Here is a 22,820-nt window from a genome sequence, read left to right as displayed (position 1 = left end):
ATGTGTTGGTTAAGCTTTCAGAGGATGACGTATTCGAATCGTCTAATTAGTTCTTATGACGGCGGTTTTGTGCGAACAGCTCTTCGACGTCTTGTTTTGGTTGAGGACGATAGAAGTGGAAACCTTGAATGGAGCTACAGTTGAGGTTTGATAGAAGCGTCGCTTGCTCACTGGTTTCGACACCTTCTGCAACCACCGTTAAATCGAGAGATTTACCAAGGTTGATGATGTTTTCGATTACTGTAATTTGTTTCGGCAGAGTGTCGATATCAGAGATAAATGCACGGTCAATCTTGAGCTCATCAATAGGGAAGCGAGCTAGGTAAGACAGCGATGAATAGCCTGTACCAAAGTCATCGATGGACAAGGCGAATCCTAATTTCTTGATAGCGTTGAGCATTTGTAGCGTATGTTCGCTGTCACTCATCACAGCACTTTCTGTCAGCTCAAAAGTAATCGCGCTTGGGTCAAGCTCTGTTGAACGGAGTAGCTTTTCAACGTAATCAATCAGCTTTGGGTTACCAAACTGTTCTGGAGACAAGTTGATCGCCACTCGCCCAGGCAGGATACCTTGCATCTTCCAACGCTTAACCGTCGCAAATACTTCACGCATTACCACACGACCAAGCTGTTCGATAAGACCTGCACGTTCCGCTACTGGGATGAATGCGGCAGGGCTGATGTAGCCTTCAACTGGGTGCTTCCAACGAACCAGAGCTTCTGCGCCGTTGATGGTGAAATCACGGGCATTTACTTTCGGCTGATACCAAACCTCGAGTCCATTTTGTTGCAGTGCTTTTTGCAGCTCTATCTCAAGCCACAGTCGCATACGCGCTTCTTTGTTCATCTGTTCGTTGAACTTAATCAGGCGATTACGACCACGATCTTTGGCTTCATACATTGCGGTATCAGCATTTTGCAGCAGGATACGTGCGTCTGTACCATCTTGAGGAAAGCTAACGCTGCCAATAGAACAAGCTAAGCGTTTACTGAAATGGTGAAGATCGAAGGGTTGATTGATCAGAGCGATGATCTTTTCAGATAAGGCTTCAGGTGTTCGTTGATGTTCTGGCTCTGGCAGGATGATACCAAACTCGTCTCCGCCAAGGTGCCCAACTACCGCTTGACGAGGGAGTAGGCGTTTAAGACGAGATGCAACTTCTTTGATGACTTTATCACCGATGTGGTGACCCAGAGAGTCATTGATATTTTTGAAGTTATCAATGTCTAAGTAGAGCATCACAACGGGTGTATTGTTGTGAATGAATTGCTCAAGGCGCTTGGTAAATCCTACTCGATTGTAGAGTTTGGTGAGCGCATCAATATAGGCATCTTCACTGTTTGCCGGAGTAAACTGCTTTGCTGTTTCTTGTGCATCTTGGATAAGTACTAATTGTGTACTGTTTCCTAGCACTGCGGTCGAATCGATATGAAGTTGAACTTTACGTTCAAAGCCACATCGAGCCCCTGTTAAACAAACCAAACCCGACTCGGAAATAATAGAACTTAGCCTATTGTTAAAGACAGTTTTGGTTTGTTCATCGATAAACAGACGGCCCAGTTCTTCACCTAGCAACTCTGATGGTGAGTTGAAACCAAGTAATCTTGCTGCAGCAGGGTTAGATGACAAAATATAGTCGTTCTCAACCAAAAGCAGCCCGTCTGGCAGCAGTTGAGATAGCTTGTGGAACTTCGCTTCAGATTCTTCTAGGGAGCGAACGAGGACTTGATTTTCTGAGGTGTCAAAGGCGTGAAAGACGATGTAATCGGTTTTGTTGCCGCTAGTGAGGGGAGCAAGACTGAAATGAAGGCTAGTATCGAGGTCAGTCTCGTTGAGAGTGACTTCAGCTTCAATCGCTTCACCATTGAATGCGCGCTCATAATAAGGCTTTAGGTGTTGATAGAATTGCTCGCCTAAGGTTTGGCGATCATTCATGCCTGTAAGCTCAGTTTGAGTTAAACCAGCAATATCACAGTAACGCTCATTAACCATAAGGTAATTATGTTGAGCATCAAGAACTGCAAAAAAGAACGGACTGTTCGCAGTTAACTGAGTAAACCAATGTTGTAGTTGCTGGGGAGGCATCAAAGTACTACCAATTCTCCAAGAGCTTGAATATTCACTATAGATAAATACTTATTACTTGTGTGTAATTATTGGTATCTACCTGTGAGCGCAGCGATTCGCTGTAATTCTCATTACCTGAGTTACTATAACTGTGATTTTCAGGATATTAAAGGTCGAGTATCAAAGAGGAGTAAATTTGATACATAACAGTAACTGAGTTTTTAACATCATTTATGATGCATTCCATATTATTGACAAAGTTACGGATAAGTCACGTGATAAACAAGATTCGCACTCAACTAGTTCAAAATGCCGCATCAATTTTGCGATCTCCAGTCCAGTTATTGCCTAAAACAGTACAAAAAAGAGCCTTGTTGGAAGCGCTGAAAAGTGTATTCAAAGAAGCTCTAGAAGACGGTGACTTTGAGTTCCTTGAAGATAAGTGGCTTAAAGTTTCGATCAAGGATATGGGATTAAGTTGGTGTATTAGCTACCAAAATGAGCAACTAGTTGTAGCTGATAAAGAGGTTTCTGAAGATGTAAGCTTTAGCGGTAACCTTAATGATCTTGTGCTTATTGCAGGGCGTAAAGAAGACCCAGATACGCTTTTCTTCCAGCGTCGACTGTCGATTGAGGGGGATACTGAGCTCGGTTTAGAGGTCAAAAACTTGATGGATAGCGTAGATTTGGACTTATTGCCGACTCCTATGAAAACTTTGTTAAATCAATTAGCTGATTTTGTGCAGAAGGGAGTACAATCCCCAGATACACAAAGTGAGGTAATGAATGCTTATTCGAACTGAAGCACCGGCAGATATACTTGTCATTGATCGTTTATTGAAATCTGTTTTTGAAACGGATGCAGAAGCTAATTTGGTTATGAGCTTACGTGAGAATAGTCATTTAACCTTGTCGCTGGTGGCTTGTTCAGATGACGGTGAGGTGGTTGGTCACCTGATGTTTAGCCCTGTGACGCTTGATGGCGAAGACCACAACTGGCAAGGCCTGGCTCCTTTAGCGGTAAAAGCAGAGTGCAGAAACCAAGGCATCGCAAAATCTTTGGTTGAAGAAGCTTTCTCTACTTTGGTTGATTTTGGATACCCAGCCTGTGTTGTGCTCGGTGATCCTGCTTACTACGGTCGTTTTGGTTTTAAAGCCGCAAGTGAGTTTGGCTTTAGCTGCATTTGGGATGTACCTGAAGGTGCCTTCCAAGCTATCGAGTTAGTCGACGGCGTACTTGCTGGCCATTCGGGTAAGGTTGCTTATAGCCCTGAGTTTAACGACTTATAGGCCTTATTCACTAAGCAATGTGATGCAAACTGATTTAGTCTAAATAAAGGAGCTTGATGCTCCTTTATTTTTTGTTAGTATCAGCCCCAATGAGCTTATTTTCAGTTCGCTCTAACAAGACCAATAAACCTAAGGTTACACCGCTAGATATGTCACAAACACACGCACAATACCTACAAGAGATGGGCATTAGCCAATGGGAGCTTAGTCATCCAGAGCGCTTGGCTGGCTACGAATCTGAATTGATTCCGCTATCGAGCGACTGCAAGTTACTATTGGTTTCGCCTGAAAAACCTCAGGAAGAACTCGCCGTGATGTTTGAACGCGTACTTAAAAGTATCAAGCTCGACTTATCTCAAGCTTTACACCTTCAACCGCAACACTTGTCTGCTGTGGATTTAGGTTCGGTTGAATGGGTATGGTTTGCTGGTTGTGACTCTGCCCATGAACTGAAGGCAAAAACACTTCAATCTCCATTACTGTCTGACATTAACGGTAATAACCAACATCGCCGCGACTTATGGCAACAAATTTGTGCTTATGACTAATCAATTATTACCCACTTCAGAACAACACCTCGACGCTATTTGGCAGATTGAGCAGACCGCGCATTCTCATCCTTGGTCTGAAAACATGATCCGTGATCTTAATAGCCGTGGAGGCTGTCACCGTGTTTTAGAGGTGGATGGAGAGGTTGTCGGCTATTTCTATGCTCAGAACATTGTCGGTGAAGTGACTTTGCTGACGATAGCGGTTGACCCTAAGCAGCAAGGTAAAGGTTACGGCAAAGCTTTGGTTGAGCACTTTCTCGATATGTGTGAACAAGCTGATGCTGAGAGTGCTTGGCTGGAAGTTCGCGAAAGTAATGTGAATGCGTTTAATCTTTACGAGAAGGCTGGCTTTAATGAAGTTGACCGTCGTCGTAACTATTACCCAACCAAGCAAGGCAACGAAGATGCGATCATTATGAGCTATATTTTCCTGTCTTTTAGCTAGTCATGTTACGTTTTTAGCCGACTAAATAACTAACCACAGAATTAGCCACAAAATAGGGTGTAAACTGACCCTTTAGAAAGTGACACGCTTTCTGTATAATCCGCACACAGAATTCAAGGGCAAGTATTATCTACTTGCCCTTTTTACGCTTTAGATCAGCAAAGGGCGACTATGTCTTTCCAACAAGAAGTGAGCAAACGTAGAACGTTTGCAATTATCTCTCACCCGGATGCGGGTAAAACCACGATTACTGAAAAAGTTCTTTTATTCGGAAACGCGATTCAAAAAGCGGGTACCGTAAAAGGCCGTGGCTCTAACCAGCATGCTAAATCTGACTGGATGGAGATGGAAAAAGAACGTGGTATCTCGGTAACTACGTCGGTAATGCAATTCCCATACAACGATTGCCTAGTAAACCTACTCGATACTCCTGGACACGAAGATTTCTCGGAAGATACGTACCGTACACTAACTGCGGTTGACTCTTGTTTGATGGTTATCGATGCTGCTAAAGGTGTCGAGGATCGTACTCGTAAACTGATGGAAGTAACGCGTTTACGTGATACACCAATCGTAACGTTTATGAACAAACTTGACCGTGATGTTCGTGACCCAATGGAAGTGCTAGATGAAGTGGAAAGCGAGCTAGGTATGGCTTGTGCTCCAATCTCTTGGCCTATCGGTTGTGGTAAAGAGTTTAAAGGCGTTTACCACATTCACCGTGATGAAACGATCTTGTATGAATCTGGCCACGGCCATGAGATCCAAGAAGTTCGTATCATCAAAGGTCTAGATAACCCTGAGCTAGACGAAGCTGTTGGCGAAGATCTGGCGAGCAGCGTTCGTGAAGAGCTTGAATTGGTTATTGGCGCATGTCCTGAGTTTGATCACGAACTGTTCCTTGCTGGCGAGTTGACTCCAGTTTACTTCGGTACTGCATTGGGTAACTTCGGTGTTGACCATATGCTTGACGGCCTAACTCGATGGGCTCCAGCACCTCAAACGCGTCAAGCGAATGAGCGTGATGTTGAAGCTACTGAAGAAAAGTTCTCTGGTTTCGTCTTTAAGATCCAAGCAAACATGGATCCAAAACACCGTGACCGTATCGCATTCATGCGTATCGTATCGGGTACTTACGACCAAGGTATGAAGATGAACCATGTTCGTACTGGTAAGAACGTGAGTATCTCAGATGCGGTAACCTTCATGGCGGGTGACCGTGCGCGTGCTGAAAAAGCATACGCTGGTGACATCATTGGTCTGCATAACCACGGCACAATCCAGATTGGCGATACCTTTACTCAAGGCGAAAGCTTGAAGTTTGCTGGTATTCCTAACTTTGCGCCTGAGCTATTCCGTCGTATTCGTTTGCGCGATCCACTGAAGCAAAAGCAACTTCTAAAAGGCTTAGTTCAGCTTTCTGAAGAGGGCGCGGTTCAAGTATTCCGTCCTTTGCAAAATAACGATCTGATCGTTGGTGCAGTTGGTGTACTTCAGTTTGATGTGGTTGTAGCGCGCTTGAAAGCGGAATACAACGTTGAAGCGATTTACGAAGGTGTGAACGTTGCAACAGCTCGTTGGGTTGAATGTGATGACGCTAAGAAACTAGAAGAGTTCAAACGTAAGAGCCAAGCTAACCTAGCGTTAGATGGTGGTGATAACCTGTCTTACATTGCACCAACCATGGTGAATTTGAACCTAGCTTCTGAACGTTTCCCAGAAGTTCAGTTCCGAGCGACGCGCGAGCACTAATCGCGTCAGCTCTAGATAACATTGTTGGATAATATTAAAGCCGAATTGCTTCTAGCATTCGGCTTTTTTGTTACACTAAGGGTACACCGTTTTGATGGAGTAAAGCGTGTTTGATCTCAATTTAGTAAAGCCATTTCTCTCTGTATATCAACAAAGATCGATAACCAAAGCTGCTGAATCGTTAGAGTTAACTCAACCTGCGGTTAGTGCTGCAATCAAGAGGTTTGAAGCGGTCGTAGGTTATGCGTTGTTCGTAAGAGTTGGGCGTTCTATAGAACCAACTTCAATGGCTCACAAACTGGCTGGTCAATTATCTGATGCTTTAGAGTTGATGGAAGGGGCTGTATCAAGAAAACGTGATTTTACGGTTTATATGCCTGCGAATCTGCTCCACAAAATGCCCATGCTCAATGGTGTTCAGCTGGTTGAATCTCCAATTTCTGTAGAGAATGTTATCGAGGATATTCGACTCAACCGAGTAGATTTAGTGGTCGATACTGGTTTACCTAAACAGTCAAGTTTAGCGTCTGAATTTGCAACTACTGATCGATTGCTTCTTATGAGTGATCCTGAGAACAGTAAATTTGGTGAGAAGATTTCGATGGATGAGTTTCTTGAAGCACGGCATGTAACCTTGAAGTTACTTCGACAAGATACTCAAATAGTCGACTTTCTTTCCGAAAAGAGCTTCACACGTGATGTGGCAATTGAAGTTCGAAATCTAACTAACTTGATCTTAGCGGTAAAAGGAACTGACTACATTGCTGCGGTTCCGGTTAGCATGATCCATTTGGCTAAAACCATCGGTTTACAAATTCATGAACCTCCATTTGCGATGCGCCCGGTGGAATTCGAATTTTTCTATCACAAGAAGTATCAAACTAATGGGCAACATCAAGAGCTGAGAGATGAGCTCAAACAGTTATTAAATAGCTAGAAATCGAAGGCTAGACCGAATTCCACATAGTTTTTATCAGTGTTTTCTGGGAAGTATGAGTACGTTATAGAGGGCTTTAGATATTTAATGTTAATAAAAGTGACCAGCTCATAATACTGGAGATTTGTTTTATCTGATTGGCTGATTCTATTTCCAGTCGCTGGGATATCTAGATAGTACTCGTTATTCTTTACCCCAATCTCTTGGTTGTATTTAAGCAAGAGATCAGCATATTTTACAGGGCTCCACATTAAGCCTGCACTGTATTCTATAGAGTCTGATGGAGTACAGATTAGGTTGCGGAAGTCATAGCATTGCTCTTGTTCGAATTTGTAGTTGTAATTAATATCACCGATCAGCGTCCAATCTTCATGCAGTAATTTAGCCGCAAAGATCCCTGTGGTGAGTTTGTTTTCACTCGCTTTAAATGTATTTTCGGTATAGTAAGTACTCCCCTGCCAGAATGAATAGCCGACTCCAACTTCCCAGTTTAAGTCGGTATCAATATCGCCAAAGACGCGAAAGTCATCCGTCATTCTATAGTTAGCATCGAGCGTTGCTACTGTGGAATCATCGACTTTGGAAAAGCTAATACCAAAGATATCGGTAAAACGCTCAATAGATTCAACAAGGGTGTCATTTGCAGATGAATGAAAAGGAAAAGTGGAAGCAAGTATTAATAGAAGGCGTTTCATATTTTAGTTCCGAATCGCTTTCCTTAGCTAGTGAGTAAAAACACCCGATAATAGCGTTCACTATTATCGGGTGAGCGGGTTCAACTCAGGTTGAATTTTAGCCGCGTAAACGTTGTTGAATTGCTGACTTCGCTTTCTGTAGCTTAGCAGGGGCGATAGATTGAACTTTGTCCTTTACGTTGTTTTTAACCGCAGGAGGAAGTGTCACATCACCTCGGTCGTTTACAACAATACCGTTGCGGAATTCAAGTGTTTCGTTGTCGGTATTAATGTACCCGATGCCTACAATATTACCTTCGCGATCTAGAATGTTGACGCTATCTCCAACTCTTTCAGCTGTATACTCAGTTGTACGAGATTTTCCATTAACCGTGACCTCTATATGTTCACCGGCTAGAGCAACTGAAACGGTTGGGTTAGGGCTTTGGCCTGGTTTGCCCCAACCTAAGTCAGCACTTTTAATGGTATCGACCACACGGTCACCAGAAATTATTTGAGCCATGCCGTTTTCAGCGATATGAACTAGAGAGAGCTCACCACCATTACTGATAACGTAGTACTCAGTGCCACCCATTTGAATGCCAGACATTACTTGCCCATCATTACCAGTAATGACATAACCGTTGCTTACTTTAGAAATTGTGCCGACCGTTTCGCCGTTAACGATAACTTGGTCGCCAATAACTGCTACTGCATTTTGCCCCCAATCACCTTCACCGTATTCAGGGAGGTCATTGTCTGGTGTGCCTGGTTTGCCCCAACCTAAGTCAGCACTTTTAATGGCATCGACCACACGGTCACCAGAAATTATTTGAGCCATGCCGTTTTCAGCGATATGAACTAGAGAGAGCTCACCACCATTACTGATAACGTAGTACTCAGTGCCACCCATTTGAATGCCAGACATTACTTGCCCATCATTACCAGTAATGACATAACCGTTGCTTACTTTAGAAATTGTGCCGACCGTTTCGCCGTTAACGATAACTTGGTCGCCAATAACTGCTACTGCATTTTGCCCCCAATCACCTTCACCGTATTCAGGGAGGTCATTGTCTGGTGTGCCTGGTTTGCCCCAACCTAAGTCAGCACTTTTAATGGCATCGACCACACGGTCACCAGAAATTATTTGAGCCATGCCGTTTTCAGCGATATGAACTAGAGAGAGCTCACCACCATTACTGATAACGTAGTACTCAGTGCCACCCATTTGAATGCCAGACATTACTTGCCCATCATTACCAGTAATGACATAACCGTTGCTTACTTTAGAAATTGTGCCGACCGTTTCGCCGTTAACGATAACTTGGTCGCCAATAACTGCTACTGCATTTTGCCCCCAATCACCTTCACCGTATTCAGGGAGGTCATTGTCTGGTGTGCCTGGTTTGCCCCAACCTAAGTCAGCACTTTTAATGGCATCGACCACACGGTCACCAGAAATTATTTGAGCCATGCCGTTTTCAGCGATATGAACTAGAGAGAGCTCACCACCATTACTGATAACGTAGTACTCAGTGCCACCCATTTGAATGCCAGACATTACTTGCCCATCATTACCAGTAATGACATAACCGTTGCTTACTTTAGAAATTGTGCCGACCGTTTCGCCGTTAACGATAACTTGGTCGCCAATAACTGCTACTGCATTTTGCCCCCAATCACCTTCACCGTATTCAGGGAGGTCATTGTCTGGTGTGCCTGGTTTGCCCCAACCTAAGTCAGCACTTTTAATGGCATCGACCACACGGTCACCAGAAATTATTTGAGCCATGCCGTTTTCAGCGATATGAACTAGAGAGAGCTCACCACCATTACTGATAACGTAGTACTCAGTGCCACCCATTTGAATGCCAGACATTACTTGCCCATCATTACCAGTAATGACATAACCGTTGCTTACTTTAGAAATTGTGCCGACCGTTTCGCCGTTAACGATAACTTGGTCGCCAATAACTGCTACTGCATTTTGCCCCCAATCACCTTCACCGTATTCAGGGAGGTCATTGTCTGGTGTGCCTGGTTTGCCCCAACCTAAGTCAGCACTTTTAATGGCATCGACCACACGGTCACCAGAAATTATTTGAGCCATGCCGTTTTCAGCGATATGAACTAGAGAGAGCTCACCACCATTACTGATAACGTAGTACTCAGTGCCACCCATTTGAATGCCAGACATTACTTGCCCATCATTACCAGTAATGACATAACCGTTGCTTACTTTAGAAATTGTGCCGACCGTTTCGCCGTTAACGATAACTTGGTCGCCAATAACTGCTACTGCATTTTGCCCCCAATCACCTTCACCGTATTCAGGGAGGTCATTGTCTGGTGTGCCTGGTTTGCCCCAACCTAAGTCAGCACTTTTAATGGCATCGACCACACGGTCACCAGAAATTATTTGAGCCATGCCGTTTTCAGCGATATGAACTAGAGAGAGCTCACCACCATTACTGATAACGTAGTACTCAGTGCCACCCATTTGAATGCCAGACATTACTTGCCCATCATTACCAGTAATGACATAACCGTTGCTTACTTTAGAAATTGTGCCGACCGTTTCGCCGTTAACGATAACTTGGTCGCCAATAACTGCTACTGCATTTTGCCCCCAATCACCTTCGCCGTATTCAGGGAGGTCATTGTTTGGGGTTATGTATACAGGTAATGAAGGAATAGCTTCGTCAGTACCAGAAGACGTACTCGAACTACTTGAAAGCAACCCTGCAACCAATGCAGCAGAAGCCGCACCAACTGCAGCCCAAGTACCGTTAGATTGTTTTTCGTAAGTTACGTCATCGACTGTAGCTGTCGTGCCTGGAGTAGCATTGGCATATTGTTCGTTTAATTTATACTGAACAGAAGCATCGATATAGTTCATCTGCCCGCCAATAAGTTGAAGTGTTTGTTGGTTTGCTAGTTCTACGTCAACTTGAGGTGCAGAAGCAAAAACAGGTGCTGCTAATACGCTAGAAATTGAAATGGCTAAGAGTGATGCTTTCATAAAGTAGGATCTCGTAATTGAATGGAGCGTCTTGCTATCAATGCCTCCTTGGCAAGTGCGTTTATTATTCGCTGTGGTGAGATTTTCAACAATATAGCCAGCTAGTGTTAATACATAAATGTAATTTATGCTTTTAAGGTTTTTAGGTTGTATTTTGAGCTTTGGTGTAATTTGTATGTGTAGTTTTGATGCTTTGTTTTATGTGTTATTTTTTGAATGTTGAGGCAAGACTTGAGGTAAGTATGTTCAGTTGGATAAAAGCTTGGATTAAGAAATACGATAAGTGGTGCGAAGAGCTTGGCTTAACGCCTGAAAATAAGCGCAGCTGCGTGGCTTATCGCCGTGATCCTCAAGGACAACAAACAGAGAGTAGGGAAGATGACACTGCAAATAAGTGACTTTCCGCTTTTTGATACTCATTGCCATGCGGATTTTGAGGCGTTTGAGCAAGGTTTTGCACCTGTTCAAAGTATTGATGGCTACCTTAAAGAGGCGAAACAAGCACATGTCGAGAAGCTGCTGATTCCTTCTATTGGCCAGAGTAACTGGAGGAAGCTTGATGAAATCGCTCAATCTTACCCCAATGTCCACTACGCATTAGGCTTTCATCCTTACTTTTTAGAGCAAGCGGAGGATGAGCAATTTTCGGAACTTCGCCAATTACTCTCATCAAAAAACAGTCAATGTGTTGCGATAGGAGAGTGCGGACTCGACTTTTTTGTTGATGTAGATAGAGAAAAGCAAGAGCGTTTTTTCATCCAACAAATGGAACTCGCGAAGGCATTTGAACTGCCCTTAATCATCCATGAAAGGAAGTCTTATAACCGACTTATTGAGCTAATAAAGCAGCACAAATTCACTTTGGGTGGCGTGATTCACGGCTTTTCGGGGAGTGAGCAGCAGGCTTTGGCGTGGATCAAGCTCGGTTTCTATATTGGCGTCGGTGGAACGATAACTTACCCAAGAGCGCAAAAAACGCGCACAACCATCGCTAAATTGCCCCTTGAATGCTTGGTGTTGGAAACGGATGCTCCCGACATGCCTGTGTACGGAAACCAAGGAAATGTTAATCATTCCAAATATTTAGTTACGATATTAAATGAACTTATTTTGCTTAGAAATGAACCGAAGCAATCGGTTGCAGCGCAAATATGGCAAAATAGCCATCGTGCATTCGGTATATGTGAATAAAATCGAGGGTTTTTGTTTATCGTTTGCGTAAATTGCATTGAGCTTGTGATTTGGCTCACATTTGTGTGTGAATGGTACATGAATCTTGTACGAAAGTGTGAGGATGGCATTACTTTATTAGTGGTCGCATGAGTATAATTGCCTCCGCTTTATAGCCCCATTTTGTAACACGCCAATAAATAACTAATAAGGAAGTCATAAACTATGAGCCTGTTTATGAGCCTCGTCGGAATGGTTGCACTGATTGCAATCGCAGTACTACTATCTGACAACCGCAAAGCTATTAATCTAAGAACAGTGGGTGGCGCTTTCGCTATCCAATTCGCACTTGGTGCATTCGTACTTTACATCCCTTGGGGTCGTGATCTACTTGCAGGTTTCTCTGCTGGTGTAGCAAACGTGATCGACTACGGTAAAGACGGTACTGGTTTCCTATTCGGCAGCCTAGTTAACTTCTCTGTTGACGGTATCGGTTTCATCTTTGCTTTCCAAGTACTACCAACTCTGATTTTCTTCTCTGCACTTATCTCTGTACTTTACTACATTGGTGTAATGCAAATTGTAATCAAAGTTCTTGGTGGTGGTCTTCAGAAAGCTCTAGGTACTTCTCGCGCCGAGTCTATGTCTGCAGCAGCAAACATTTTCGTTGGTCAAACAGAAGCACCTCTAGTTGTTCGTCCTTTTGTTCCTAAAATGACTAACTCTGAACTATTCGCAGTAATGTGTGGTGGTTTGGCTTCTGTAGCTGGTGGTGTACTAGCAGGTTACGCATCTATGGGTGTACCTCTAGAGTACCTAGTTGCAGCGTCATTCATGGCAGCACCTGGTGGTCTACTATTCGCTAAAATCATCAAGCCTGAAACAGATACGCCAGACGATAACATCGCTGACGAAATGGACGGTGGCGATGACAAACCAGCTAACGTTATCGACGCAGCAGCAGGTGGCGCATCAGTTGGTCTACAACTAGCACTTAACGTTGGTGCAATGCTACTAGCATTCATCGGTCTAATTGCTCTAATCAACGGTATCCTTGGTGGCATCGGTGGTTGGTTCGGTATGGAACACCTAACTCTAGAACTTCTTCTAGGTTGGATCTTCGCACCGCTAGCATTCATCATTGGTGTTCCATGGGAAGAAGCAACTATCGCTGGTTCTTTCATTGGTCAGAAGACAGTTGTTAACGAATTCGTTGCATACCTAAACTTCGTACCATACATCGGTGAGAACGCTCAAATCGTTGAAGCAACTGGCCAAGTAATGTCTGTTAAGACTCAAGCAATTATCTCGTTCGCTCTATGTGGTTTCGCAAACCTTTCTTCAATTGCGATTCTTCTAGGTGGCCTAGGTGGTATTGCACCAAGCCGTCGCCACGACATCGCTCGTATGGGTGTTAAAGCGGTTATTGCTGGTACTCTATCTAACCTGATGGCAGCAACAATTGCTGGCTTCTTCCTGTCTTTCTAATTAGTTAGAAATCGATATATAGACGCCATAATAATATCGCCCCGTAGCAAGAAATTGCTGCGGGGCTTTTTTGTTTTTAGGCCCCATGATTTTTGCAAGAGCATGAACATATGCTCGGAGTCGAAAATGGGTCTAGAATGTTTTTTTGAGATACAAACCGTTTGCGTTCTAAGGAGCACTACAATTTATTGATGGATACCTATAATGTATAAGCTTAAGGGATAGGATGTCTCTGTTGGCAAGAAAGTAACCGCTTGGATTTATCTAAAGGTTATTCTTCTGGGATTAAGCCAAACTTAGCGATACGCTATAGATGTTAGACACAACATGACTGATTTGTTGTGCCATAGACCAAACTGGTACTGTGCGGTGACAAGGATTGCAATTGGTAGCGAAAGTTATCAAGTCTTCAGGGAACCAAGTCCGTTCATTTGTGGCTACTGAGCATTTTTAATTATCCATCTATACTGGATGGGTGGCGAAGTAGTTAACTATTTGAATATATTGATCGGAGATAGAAATGAGCGATTTAAAAGCAGCAGCTCTACGTGCACTTAAACTTATGGACCTAACGACGCTAAATGACGACGATACTACTGAGAAAGTAGTGGCGCTTTGTCATGACGCGAAGACTGCAGTTGGCAACACCGCTGCAATCTGTATTTACCCTCGCTTTATCCCAGCTGCTAAGAAAGCGTTGCGTGAGCAAGGTACTCCAGAAGTACGCATTGCGACTGTAACTAACTTCCCTCATGGTAATGACGACATCGAAATTGCTGTTGCAGAAACAAAAGCAGCGGTAGCGTACGGCGCAGACGAAGTTGACGTAGTATTCCCATACCGTGCTCTTATTGCTGGCAACGAAGAAGTTGGCTTTGAGCTAGTTAAACAGTGTAAAGCAGCTTGTGGTGACATTACGCTTAAAGTGATCATCGAAACTGGTGAACTGAAAGAAGAAGCACTGATCAAGAAAGCTTCTCAAATCTGTATCGAAGCAGGTGCAGACTTCATCAAAACTTCAACAGGTAAAGTGCCAGTAAACGCGACTCCTGAGTTCGCACGCATGATGCTTGAAGTTATTCGTGACATGGGCGTTGCTAAAACAGTTGGTTTCAAACCTGCTGGTGGCGTTCGCACTGCTGAAGATGCTCAAGCTTACCTAGCAATGGCTGATGAGCTACTAGGCGCTGAGTGGGCAGACAACATGCACTACCGTTTTGGTGCTTCAAGCCTACTGACTAACCTTCTTAATACATTAGAAGTGACAGACCAGACTGCAGATCCAGCAGCATACTAATTTACTCGTCATATTTGACGCCGCAGCGTTGTTGACTGCGTAAGTTCACCGGTTCGCCGGCCGTCCTAATCACATAGAGCTTCTATGCTCATAGGAATGAACTCACTGGTCGCCTAGCTGCAACGCCAAATATTTAGAGTATTGAAAATAACAAGTCTGTTTGATGGAGTGGCGTTAAGTCACTCCATATTACCTCTTTATCCTACAACCATACTCGCTCAGAGTTTGGGAGGCACTAATGTATCTACCTCAAGAAATTATTCGCAGAAAACGTGATAACGAAGTACTGACCACAGAAGAAATTAACTTCTTCATCCAAGGTGTTGCTAAAAACACGGTTTCTGAAGGCCAAATTGCAGCATTCGCAATGGCTATCTTTTTTAATGAAATGACGATGCCAGAACGTATCGCACTAACATGTGCAATGCGTGATTCAGGCATGGTGATTGACTGGAGCCACATGAATTTTGATGGCCCAATCGTTGATAAACACTCTACTGGTGGTGTTGGTGACGTAACTTCTCTGATGCTTGGCCCTATGGTGGCAGCATGTGGCGGTTTCGTTCCAATGATCTCTGGTCGTGGTTTAGGCCACACTGGCGGTACGCTAGACAAGCTAGAATCTATCCCTGGTTACAACATTACACCCACCAACGATGTGTTTGGTGCAGTAACCAAAGAAGCTGGCGTGGCGATCATCGGCCAAACGGGCGATCTAGCACCGGCTGATAAGCGCGTTTACGCGACTCGTGATATCACAGCAACAGTCGATAACATCTCGCTAATCACCGCTTCAATCCTCTCTAAGAAACTGGCTGCTGGCCTTGATTCTCTAGTGATGGACGTAAAAGTCGGTTCAGGCGCATTCATGCCAACGTATGAAGCCTCTGAAGAACTAGCGAAATCTATCGTTGCAGTAGCAAACGGTGCTGGCACTAAAACAACAGCAATCCTAACGGACATGAACCAAGTTCTGGCTTCTTCAGCGGGTAATGTAGTCGAAGTACGTGAAGCGGTTCAATTCCTAACTGGCGAATACCGTAATCCACGTTTGTTGGAAATCACGCTAGCGTCGTGTGCGGAAATGTTGGTGTTGGGTAACCTAGCAAAAGATTCAGATGAAGCGCGTGAAAAACTGATGGCTGTACTGGATAACGGTAAAGCAGCAGAGTGCTTCGGTAAGATGGTAGCGGGCCTTGGTGGTCCAGCAGATTTCGTAACGAACTACGATAACTACCTAGAAAAAGCAGAAATTGTTAAACCAGTGTACGCACTTGAAAGCGGTGTAGTATCAGCGATGGATACGCGTGCAATTGGTATGGCTGTCGTTGGTATGGGCGGTGGTCGCCGCGTAGCAACAGACAGCATTGATTACGCAGTCGGTTTTGATAGCTTCATTCGCCTTGGCGAAGTAGCAAGTGACGATAAACCATTAGCAATGATTCATGCTCGCAATGAACAACAGTGGCAAGAAGCTGCGACGGCATTACAAAATGCAATCACTGTGGGCGGAGAATATACAGCAACGCCAGACGTTTACCGTCAGATTCGTTCTGAAGACGTGTAAATAACAGGTATCGGTATACCTCGTGTATACCGATAAACAGAGTTCTGGTGCAAAGAGCAATAAGTTGGTGAAGAAAATGAAAAGAGCATTTATTTTAGTTTTAGATTCATTCGGTATCGGTGAAACAGCGGATGCTGACACATTCGGCGATGTAGGTTCGGATACAATGGGTCACATTGCTGACCATTGTGATCAAGGTCTTGCAGACAACGCGGATCGTAAAGGTCCACTAACGCTGCCAAACCTGTCTAAGCTAGGCTTAGCAATGGCTCACAAAGAGTCTACAGGTCGTTTTGCTCCTGGTATGGATGCAGACGCAGAGATCATTGGCGCTTACGGTCACGCTGCTGAGCTGTCTTCTGGTAAAGACACGCCATCAGGTCACTGGGAAATCGCAGGTGTTCCTGTACTGTTTGACTGGGGCTACTTCACCGACAAAGAGAACAGCTTTCCAAAAGAACTGACTGACCGAATCCTTGAGCGTGCTGGTTTATCAGACTTCTTAGGTAACTGCCACTCATCGGGTACAGAAATCCTAGACAATCTAGGTGAAGAACACATGAAGACTGGCCTGCCAATCTTCTACACTTCTGCTGACTCTGTTTTCCAGATCGCTTGTCACGAAGAGACATTCGGCCTACAAAACCTATTAGACCTTTGTCAGATTGCTCGTGAAGAGCTAGCTGACTACAACATTGGTCGTGTTATCGCTCGTCCGTTTATTGGTGCTGGTAAAGGTCAATTCGAACGTACTGGTAACCGTCGCGATCTTTCTGTGGAGCCGCCAGCGGCAACTATTCTTCAGAAGCTGGTTGATGAGAAGGGCGGCAACGTTCACTCAATCGGTAAGATCTCTGATATCTACGCGGGTTGTGGTATCACTCAGAAAACCAAAGCAACAGGTATCCCTGCGCTATTTGAAGCAACCAAAGAAGCGATCACTGAAGCGGGCGACAACACTATCGTGTTCACTAACTTCGTTGATTTCGACTCAGCATACGGCCACCGCCGTGATGTTGCCGGTTACGCAGCGGCGCTAGAGTACTTCGATGGTCGCATCAATGAAATCATCGATATGATGAAAGAAGATGACGTGCTTATCCTAACGGCAGATCACGGTTGTGACCCAACATGGCCGGGTTCAGACCATACTCGTGAGCATATCCCAGTGATTGTTTACGGTAACAAGGTTCCTGCAGGCTCTCTAGGCCGTCGCGATACCTTCGCTGATATCGGTCAAAGCTTAGCGTCATACTTTGGCACATCGCCAATGGGATACGGTACAAGCTTTTTATAATAGTTAGCTAGAGAGAGGGAAACCTCTCTCTTCTTTTTTGTTTTGAGATTAAGGATATTTTCAATGGCTACTCCACATATTAATGCTGAAATGGGTGATTTCGCTGACGTAGTTCTAATGCCAGGCGATCCACTACGTGCTAAATACATTGCTGAAACCTTCTTAGAAGAAGTGGTTCAGGTGTGTGATGTTCGTAATATGTTTGGTTACACCGGCACTTACAAAGGTCGTAAGGTTTCGGTAATGGGACATGGTATGGGCATTCCATCTTGTTCTATTTACGCGACTGAGCTGATCAAAGATTTTGGTGTAAAGAAGATCATTCGTGTCGGCAGTTGTGGTGCAGTGAGCGAAGATATCAAAGTGCGTGATGTAGTGATCGGCATGGGCGCATGTACTGACTCTAAAGTGAACCGCATTCGCTTTAAAGGTCATGACTTCGCGGCTATCGCAGATTACAAAATGGTGCGCGCGGCAGAAGATGCAGCCAAAGCTCGCGGTGTCGATGTAAAAGTCGGCAACCTGTTCTCGGCTGAGCTGTTCTACACGCCAGATCCAGAGATGTTCGAAGTGATGGACAAGTACGGCATTGTTGGCGTTGAGATGGAGGCCGCAGGTATCTACGGTGTGTGTGCTGAATACGGCGCAAAAGCTCTGACGATTTGTACTGTTTCTGATCACATCAAAACCGGTGAGCAAACCACATCAGATGAACGTCAAACGACCTTCAATGACATGATGATTATTGCACTCGACTCAGTGCTGCTTGGCGATCAAGAATAATTATTTTGCTATAGCTTGATAAGCTAACAGATAACAAAAAGCCCCGTCGCTGCCTGAGCGTCGGGGCTTTTTATTGGTAATGATTTATTACTGAGCATTATTTCTTGGATTCTGAAGACTATGTGATTTCAATCGAAATAAATCATGTTGCCTAATCCGAGGTTTTTATTTCATGATTCCAAGGTCAAAAGCCCAAGGTCCAAGGCTCTATGACAGAGCTTATGAGTTTGCATTCTTAAGCAGTAAGTTCTCACCAGACTTGGTTTTTCTTCTACGAATGAGCATGACGAACAGCACACCACTGACAAACCCCATCAAGACCATGCCGATCATGTAACGATCGCTCTTACGGTAATGGTGATCAGAAATCGCCGTCATTTTTCCTGTTTCAAAAGTCACTCGAATAAAGCCGATGATCGTTTTTTCTGGCGAGTAGATAGGTTCAACTAATTGCTGCCTGCCGATACTTGCTGTTGAAAGTGGCGTGTCTAAGCCCAGAACTTCGCGTACCGAGAGTGCTTTTTCGCTCGAAGCCAGTCGAATCCCCTCTGCATCATAGATGGTGGTATCGAATACCAGTCGATCTTGAGAAAGCTGATTAGTCAGTTCAAGCAGTCGTTCTTGATCTTGTTGGGTGATCGCTTTGCTGGCCGAAAGCGAGGCCTGCGAGATAAGTAATTTAGTCAGCGTCTCTAGCTGCTTTGCTTGGATTTTCTCGTTACCTTTACTGATCACGACCGTATTTTTAATCGTTACAACGAACATAGTAGCCAGCAAAATGAGGGCTAGCATTCGTAAAGCGTTACGTATTGAGAACAATGATTCATTCATGTTTCACGAAGCCTGAAATAAACAAATGTTATGATTAAGACATATTGAGACTTGCGTTTTCAAATTGCAATAGGTTAACGTTTAGCATAGTTAATTAGGAATCATACACATGGACGCTCAGAAATATCTGCCGATTAAAAGGCATACAACATTATTAACTCGACTCCCCGAGACTCGTTTCGCTTCTCAACTCGCTAAAGCCAAAGCCAACTGGATTGTATTCGGCGAGTACTTGTCTCCTCAATCTTTTGATGACATCGACTTTTTCACAGGCACTTACAACACCATTCTTGATACGTGGAAAGTTGGGCATTATGAAGTGGCGCTGATGTCTGGAAATTTAACCCCAGCACACGAAGAAATCCTACAGGCCTTAAAGCTTGATTATGCTTGCCTTAGCGAGGTCCCAGACTTATCTAAGCCAGGTTTGATTGTGATGGATATGGATTCCACAGCAATTCAAATTGAATGTATTGATGAAATAGCAAAGCTAGCGGGTGTTGGAGAATTAGTCTCTGAGATCACGGAGCGAGCGATGCAAGGTGAACTCGACTTTGAACAGAGCTTACGCCAGCGAGTCGGTGCACTTAAAGGTGCTGATGAAGCTATCTTAGAACAAGTTCGTCAGTCACTGCCTTTCATGCCTGACTTAGTAGAACTCGTGAACACACTGAATAAGCTAGGTTGGAAAACGGCGATTGCGTCTGGTGGTTTCACATACTTCTCTGATTACTTAAAAGATACGCTTGAGCTTGACCATGCTCAGTCAAATACTCTCGAAATCGTTAACGGCAAACTGACAGGCGAAGTGTTAGGTGATGTTGTTTCGGCGCAGACCAAAGCGGATATCTTGGTAGAACTTGCTGAAGAGTATGAGCTGGAACTGCACAACACCGTTGCAGTAGGTGATGGTGCCAATGATTTGGTGATGATGCGATCTGCGGGTTTAGGCATTGCCTATCATGCGAAACCTAAAGTAGAGCAACAAGCTCAAACCGCTGTGCGTTACGCGGGTTTAGGCGGCGTGCTGTGTATCTTGTCTGGCGTATTAGCTAAGCAGCAAAAAATCAGCTGGCAAGCGAAGCCTTAGTCATATTCGTTAAGCGCGAAACAAGAGCGCATTTACAACGGACACAAAAAAGCAGGCGATGAGCCTGCTTTTTTATTTTTGTCTCTGAAACATGGATGACTTAGGTCGATAGTCCAGAGGCTTGGATTAGCGAGTCAGCTCTAATCGAATCAACACTTCATCGGTAATATCTTCTATCTCGCCGTAGCCGATAAAAGCGGTAATTTCGTTCTCTAGCTTTTTCGCTTGATGCATACTGATTCGAGACAACTCTTCTAAGTCGGACTGAAACAAGCTGGTCAAAGGATTGAAGATTGGCGCTGTCGTCACTCGCAATACATACACATCACCTAAGTGCTGTGCCTTCTTAATGAATAAGATGCGTTCTTTGGCAGACGCGAAATCTTTGACCAATTTAGTATGTACGGATTGGATCTTGTCACCAAACTTAACCGCAGCAATGTACACATCATGATGCTTAGGCTCGGCACCTTGAATCTTTTTCAGTGGCTCCGCCAATAGCGAATTAGAGTGGCCTTTGAAAATCGGTTCCAGTGAAAACTTTTGATTGTGACCAAGCTTAGCGAGCAGCGCTAGATGCTTGTTCAGCGGGAAGTTCACACCAATAATCTTACAACGTAGTGTTGAGCTTGGTTTATCAATGAATATTGGGTTACTGACCATCTTGCTCAACAGAATATTATGCAGAGATTCAAGGAGCGAGTGGGTTGGCAATATCTCTTGTTTCTTAACCAACTTGCTTTGGTTTTGATCAATCAGGCCATTTAAAAATGCGATGGTACGCATTGTTTTGGCGTTTTCAGCGATAACCAATTGCACATTACGACCGTTGGGGCTCACTCGAATAACATGATAAGGAACCGTACTGAGCGGTAGCTTTTTGTCATAGAGTTGCAGCTCATTGAAGTTCACCAACACAGGGTCATTAATCTTCAAAACCATTGGGTGTTCAAGGGTAACGCTAAGACCACGTTTAGAAATGTCTAAGGTGTTTCCATTTGCAGCCGCTCCGTCTTGAGAGGTCAGTTGCAACGGCGATTTGAATTGGTATCTCGGTTCTTTACGGCGAGTTTGAGAGTCAAAGTAGATACTCTGAATATTGCCTACTACAGAACGCGGGTGACGGAAGCGGTTCAGTTCACTGCTTGGAATGCGCGGTTTTTCACTCAATAGATAGTCAGCCGCGCTTTCGTGATCGCCAATCTCTTGCAAGATTCCACAATGCGTCAGTTGTGCTGAGCTTTGAGCCAGCGTATCCGAGTGCTTGGCTAAGGCTTGTCTTTCGGTATCCGATAGTTCGAATACCGAGAACTTAAACGCTTTCCAGCTGGTACGTTTACCACCGATGTGCCAAAACAACTGTCTTTGCTCACGTGAGGCCTCAGGTAGCATCATCGAATAGAACAAGGTTTTATTTTGATGTTCATGAGTAAACGAATAGATGACGTTACTTGTGCCTTTAACGCCAGGTTTAGCAAGCAGATTCATTCGTTGCTCGTTAAATAGAGTCCCTAACGCTTGCTGGTTTCGCTCATCGTGCCAGTATTGCCATAATGGATGGTTGTTATCGGTTAGCAATGCCAGTTTAAGTTCGCTACCACTGAAGAACAGCGGAAGGTTGCAGGTGTGCTTGAGATAGGTATGTTCGATGCCTCGAGTGCGAGTTCGAATAAAACGGTCTTGATTCTCGTGACTGGTTTTCTTGCTAGAGCTATTCAAAGATTCATCAAGCAAGCGAGCAACGAGGCTTGAATCGCTAATCTTGATCGTTCTCAGGAACTTAACGGCATTATTTTCGTAAGACTCGTCAATGCCCAGCACTCGAAATTCCACGATGTCGTTGCTGTCTGTTTCCAAAGACTTCTCAACAAGCTCTGTGAATTTTACTTCGATGATTTCGCCAAGGTTATATCTAAAGGCACTTGGTACTTTGAATTTGGCACCCGAAGGAGAAATGTCGACTGTCACACCGTGTAGGCTTTGGCCTTTAGATGTGGTGATCTCAACTTGAGAACTGATCTTGAGTCTGTTTTCTTGGCGCTTTAGGTCATAACCTAGGTTGATAGCTTCGGCTTCATAAGGGCTATTCGCACTGGTGATGTCGTTGTTGTCTTGGAAAGACGTTTTAACAATATTACGAAGCGGCTGAGTTCGCGGGGTCATGACTAACTCCCACGTACCTTCGGTATAGCCTTTAAATTTTTTGGTACCACGTTGATACGCATTTAATGCAATGTCATCAAGCCAGTGTTTACGTCCATCGAGCGTAAACTGACGGCACTCATTATCAATACGTCCGCGTAAATCAATGCTCTTTGTACACGGAGCCATGATACGATTCAGTTCCATTTTAACGAGCAATTTCAGAGACGGGGATTCACCTTCTGTCATTTGAGAAAGAAGGAAGTCGAAATCCTCAGCGTGATAGGCTGGGATGAGTCGCTCTGCTACAGATAGAATTTCAGATTGCTGCATACTTTTCTTGTTAGAATGGACGGTACGTTTATGTTATCGACTAGTTTAAATCGATCTTTAAGTATAAGTGGTATGACTGC

19 protein-coding genes are annotated in these 22,820 nt (G+C 44.2%); 14 read left to right on the top strand and 5 right to left on the bottom strand.

The window, feature by feature from the left end:
• Positions 1-46: 46 nt before the first annotated feature.
• Positions 47-2,086 carry a bifunctional diguanylate cyclase/phosphodiesterase gene (locus tag AC3CKG_RS13255; RefSeq protein WP_102326203.1) on the bottom strand — a complete coding sequence of 680 codons (2,040 nt, stop codon included), beginning with the start codon at positions 2,084-2,086 and terminating at the stop codon, positions 47-49.
• A gap of 257 nt (positions 2,087-2,343) precedes the next feature.
• On the opposite strand from AC3CKG_RS13255, the gene ubiT reads away from it, so the two are divergent.
• The 6 genes from ubiT to AC3CKG_RS13225 all read left to right on the top strand — a co-directional run bounded on the left by ubiT (position 2,344) and on the right by AC3CKG_RS13225 (position 7,043).
• Entirely contained in the window at positions 2,344-2,871 is a 528-nt protein-coding gene (gene ubiT, locus AC3CKG_RS13250) for a ubiquinone anaerobic biosynthesis accessory factor UbiT (RefSeq protein ID WP_065103009.1), read from the top strand.
• Positions 2,855-3,358 carry a GNAT family N-acetyltransferase gene (locus AC3CKG_RS13245; RefSeq protein WP_488528463.1) on the top strand — a complete coding sequence of 168 codons (504 nt, stop codon included), beginning with the start codon at positions 2,855-2,857 and terminating at the stop codon, positions 3,356-3,358. The genes ubiT and AC3CKG_RS13245 overlap by 17 nt, the downstream gene beginning before the upstream one ends.
• A 149-nt stretch (positions 3,359-3,507) precedes the next feature.
• On the top strand, positions 3,508-3,906 hold the full coding sequence (locus AC3CKG_RS13240) for a DNA polymerase III subunit psi (RefSeq protein WP_281053619.1): 399 nt from the start codon (positions 3,508-3,510) through the stop codon (positions 3,904-3,906).
• Positions 3,899-4,354 (top strand): ribosomal protein S18-alanine N-acetyltransferase, encoded by a 456-nt coding sequence (gene rimI / locus AC3CKG_RS13235; protein ID WP_488528462.1) that lies wholly within the window; start codon positions 3,899-3,901, stop codon positions 4,352-4,354. Before AC3CKG_RS13240 ends, rimI begins: the two co-directional genes overlap by 8 nt.
• Before the next feature lie 171 nt (positions 4,355-4,525).
• Positions 4,526-6,106 (top strand): peptide chain release factor 3, encoded by a 1,581-nt coding sequence (gene prfC / locus AC3CKG_RS13230; protein ID WP_012604694.1) that lies wholly within the window; start codon positions 4,526-4,528, stop codon positions 6,104-6,106.
• Positions 6,107-6,212: 106 nt separating this feature from the next.
• A complete protein-coding gene (locus AC3CKG_RS13225; RefSeq protein WP_281053388.1) occupies positions 6,213-7,043 on the top strand; it encodes a LysR family transcriptional regulator in 831 nt (276 codons plus the stop codon).
• Here the strand turns inward: AC3CKG_RS13225 and AC3CKG_RS13220 are convergent.
• Both AC3CKG_RS13220 and AC3CKG_RS13215 read right to left on the bottom strand, forming a co-directional pair.
• On the bottom strand, positions 7,040-7,738 hold the full coding sequence (locus AC3CKG_RS13220; RefSeq protein ID WP_102485280.1) for a hypothetical protein: 699 nt from the start codon (positions 7,736-7,738) through the stop codon (positions 7,040-7,042). The two genes, AC3CKG_RS13225 and AC3CKG_RS13220, sit on opposite strands and share 4 nt — an antisense overlap.
• Before the next feature lie 97 nt (positions 7,739-7,835).
• Positions 7,836-10,742 (bottom strand): hypothetical protein, encoded by a 2,907-nt coding sequence (locus AC3CKG_RS13215; RefSeq protein ID WP_488528461.1) that lies wholly within the window; start codon positions 10,740-10,742, stop codon positions 7,836-7,838.
• 242 nt (positions 10,743-10,984) lie between these two features.
• On the opposite strand from AC3CKG_RS13215, the gene AC3CKG_RS13210 reads away from it, so the two are divergent.
• From AC3CKG_RS13210 to deoD, 7 genes are all read left to right on the top strand, one after another.
• On the top strand, positions 10,985-11,140 hold the full coding sequence (locus AC3CKG_RS13210) for a DUF5363 family protein (protein WP_017106954.1): 156 nt from the start codon (positions 10,985-10,987) through the stop codon (positions 11,138-11,140).
• On the top strand, positions 11,121-11,933 hold the full coding sequence (locus tag AC3CKG_RS13205; protein WP_488528460.1) for a TatD family hydrolase: 813 nt from the start codon (positions 11,121-11,123) through the stop codon (positions 11,931-11,933). Before AC3CKG_RS13210 ends, AC3CKG_RS13205 begins: the two co-directional genes overlap by 20 nt.
• 204 nt (positions 11,934-12,137) lie before the next feature.
• A complete protein-coding gene (locus AC3CKG_RS13200) occupies positions 12,138-13,400 on the top strand; it encodes a NupC/NupG family nucleoside CNT transporter (protein ID WP_017108773.1) in 1,263 nt (420 codons plus the stop codon).
• Positions 13,401-13,920: 520 nt separating this feature from the next.
• On the top strand, positions 13,921-14,697 hold the full coding sequence (gene deoC / locus AC3CKG_RS13195) for a deoxyribose-phosphate aldolase (RefSeq protein ID WP_004734477.1): 777 nt from the start codon (positions 13,921-13,923) through the stop codon (positions 14,695-14,697).
• 238 nt (positions 14,698-14,935) lie between these two features.
• Positions 14,936-16,264, top strand: coding sequence for a thymidine phosphorylase (gene deoA, locus AC3CKG_RS13190; protein ID WP_488528459.1), 1,329 nt, complete (start codon positions 14,936-14,938; stop codon positions 16,262-16,264).
• Between the two features lie 76 nt (positions 16,265-16,340).
• Positions 16,341-17,561 (top strand): phosphopentomutase, encoded by a 1,221-nt coding sequence (locus tag AC3CKG_RS13185; protein WP_029223260.1) that lies wholly within the window; start codon positions 16,341-16,343, stop codon positions 17,559-17,561.
• A gap of 63 nt (positions 17,562-17,624) precedes the next feature.
• A complete protein-coding gene (deoD, locus tag AC3CKG_RS13180; protein ID WP_010436206.1) occupies positions 17,625-18,344 on the top strand; it encodes a purine-nucleoside phosphorylase in 720 nt (239 codons plus the stop codon).
• A 219-nt stretch (positions 18,345-18,563) separates the two neighbouring features.
• Here the strand turns inward: deoD and AC3CKG_RS13175 are convergent, their stop codons facing one another.
• On the bottom strand, positions 18,564-19,175 hold the full coding sequence (locus tag AC3CKG_RS13175; RefSeq protein WP_017108777.1) for a YtjB family periplasmic protein: 612 nt from the start codon (positions 19,173-19,175) through the stop codon (positions 18,564-18,566).
• 109 nt (positions 19,176-19,284) lie between these two features.
• Between AC3CKG_RS13175 and serB the strand changes: the two genes are divergently transcribed.
• Positions 19,285-20,265 carry a phosphoserine phosphatase gene (serB, locus tag AC3CKG_RS13170; protein WP_017108778.1) on the top strand — a complete coding sequence of 327 codons (981 nt, stop codon included), beginning with the start codon at positions 19,285-19,287 and terminating at the stop codon, positions 20,263-20,265.
• 126 nt (positions 20,266-20,391) lie between these two features.
• Here the strand turns inward: serB and AC3CKG_RS13165 are convergent, their stop codons facing one another.
• Positions 20,392-22,740, bottom strand: coding sequence for a PilZ domain-containing protein (locus AC3CKG_RS13165; RefSeq protein WP_488528458.1), 2,349 nt, complete (start codon positions 22,738-22,740; stop codon positions 20,392-20,394).
• Positions 22,741-22,820: the final 80 nt, after the last annotated feature.

This window comes from Vibrio sp. QJM3NY_15 (assembly GCF_057785995.1).
Note: the sequence above shows the minus strand (reverse complement) of the source record. Positions and strands in the feature narration are given on the sequence as shown.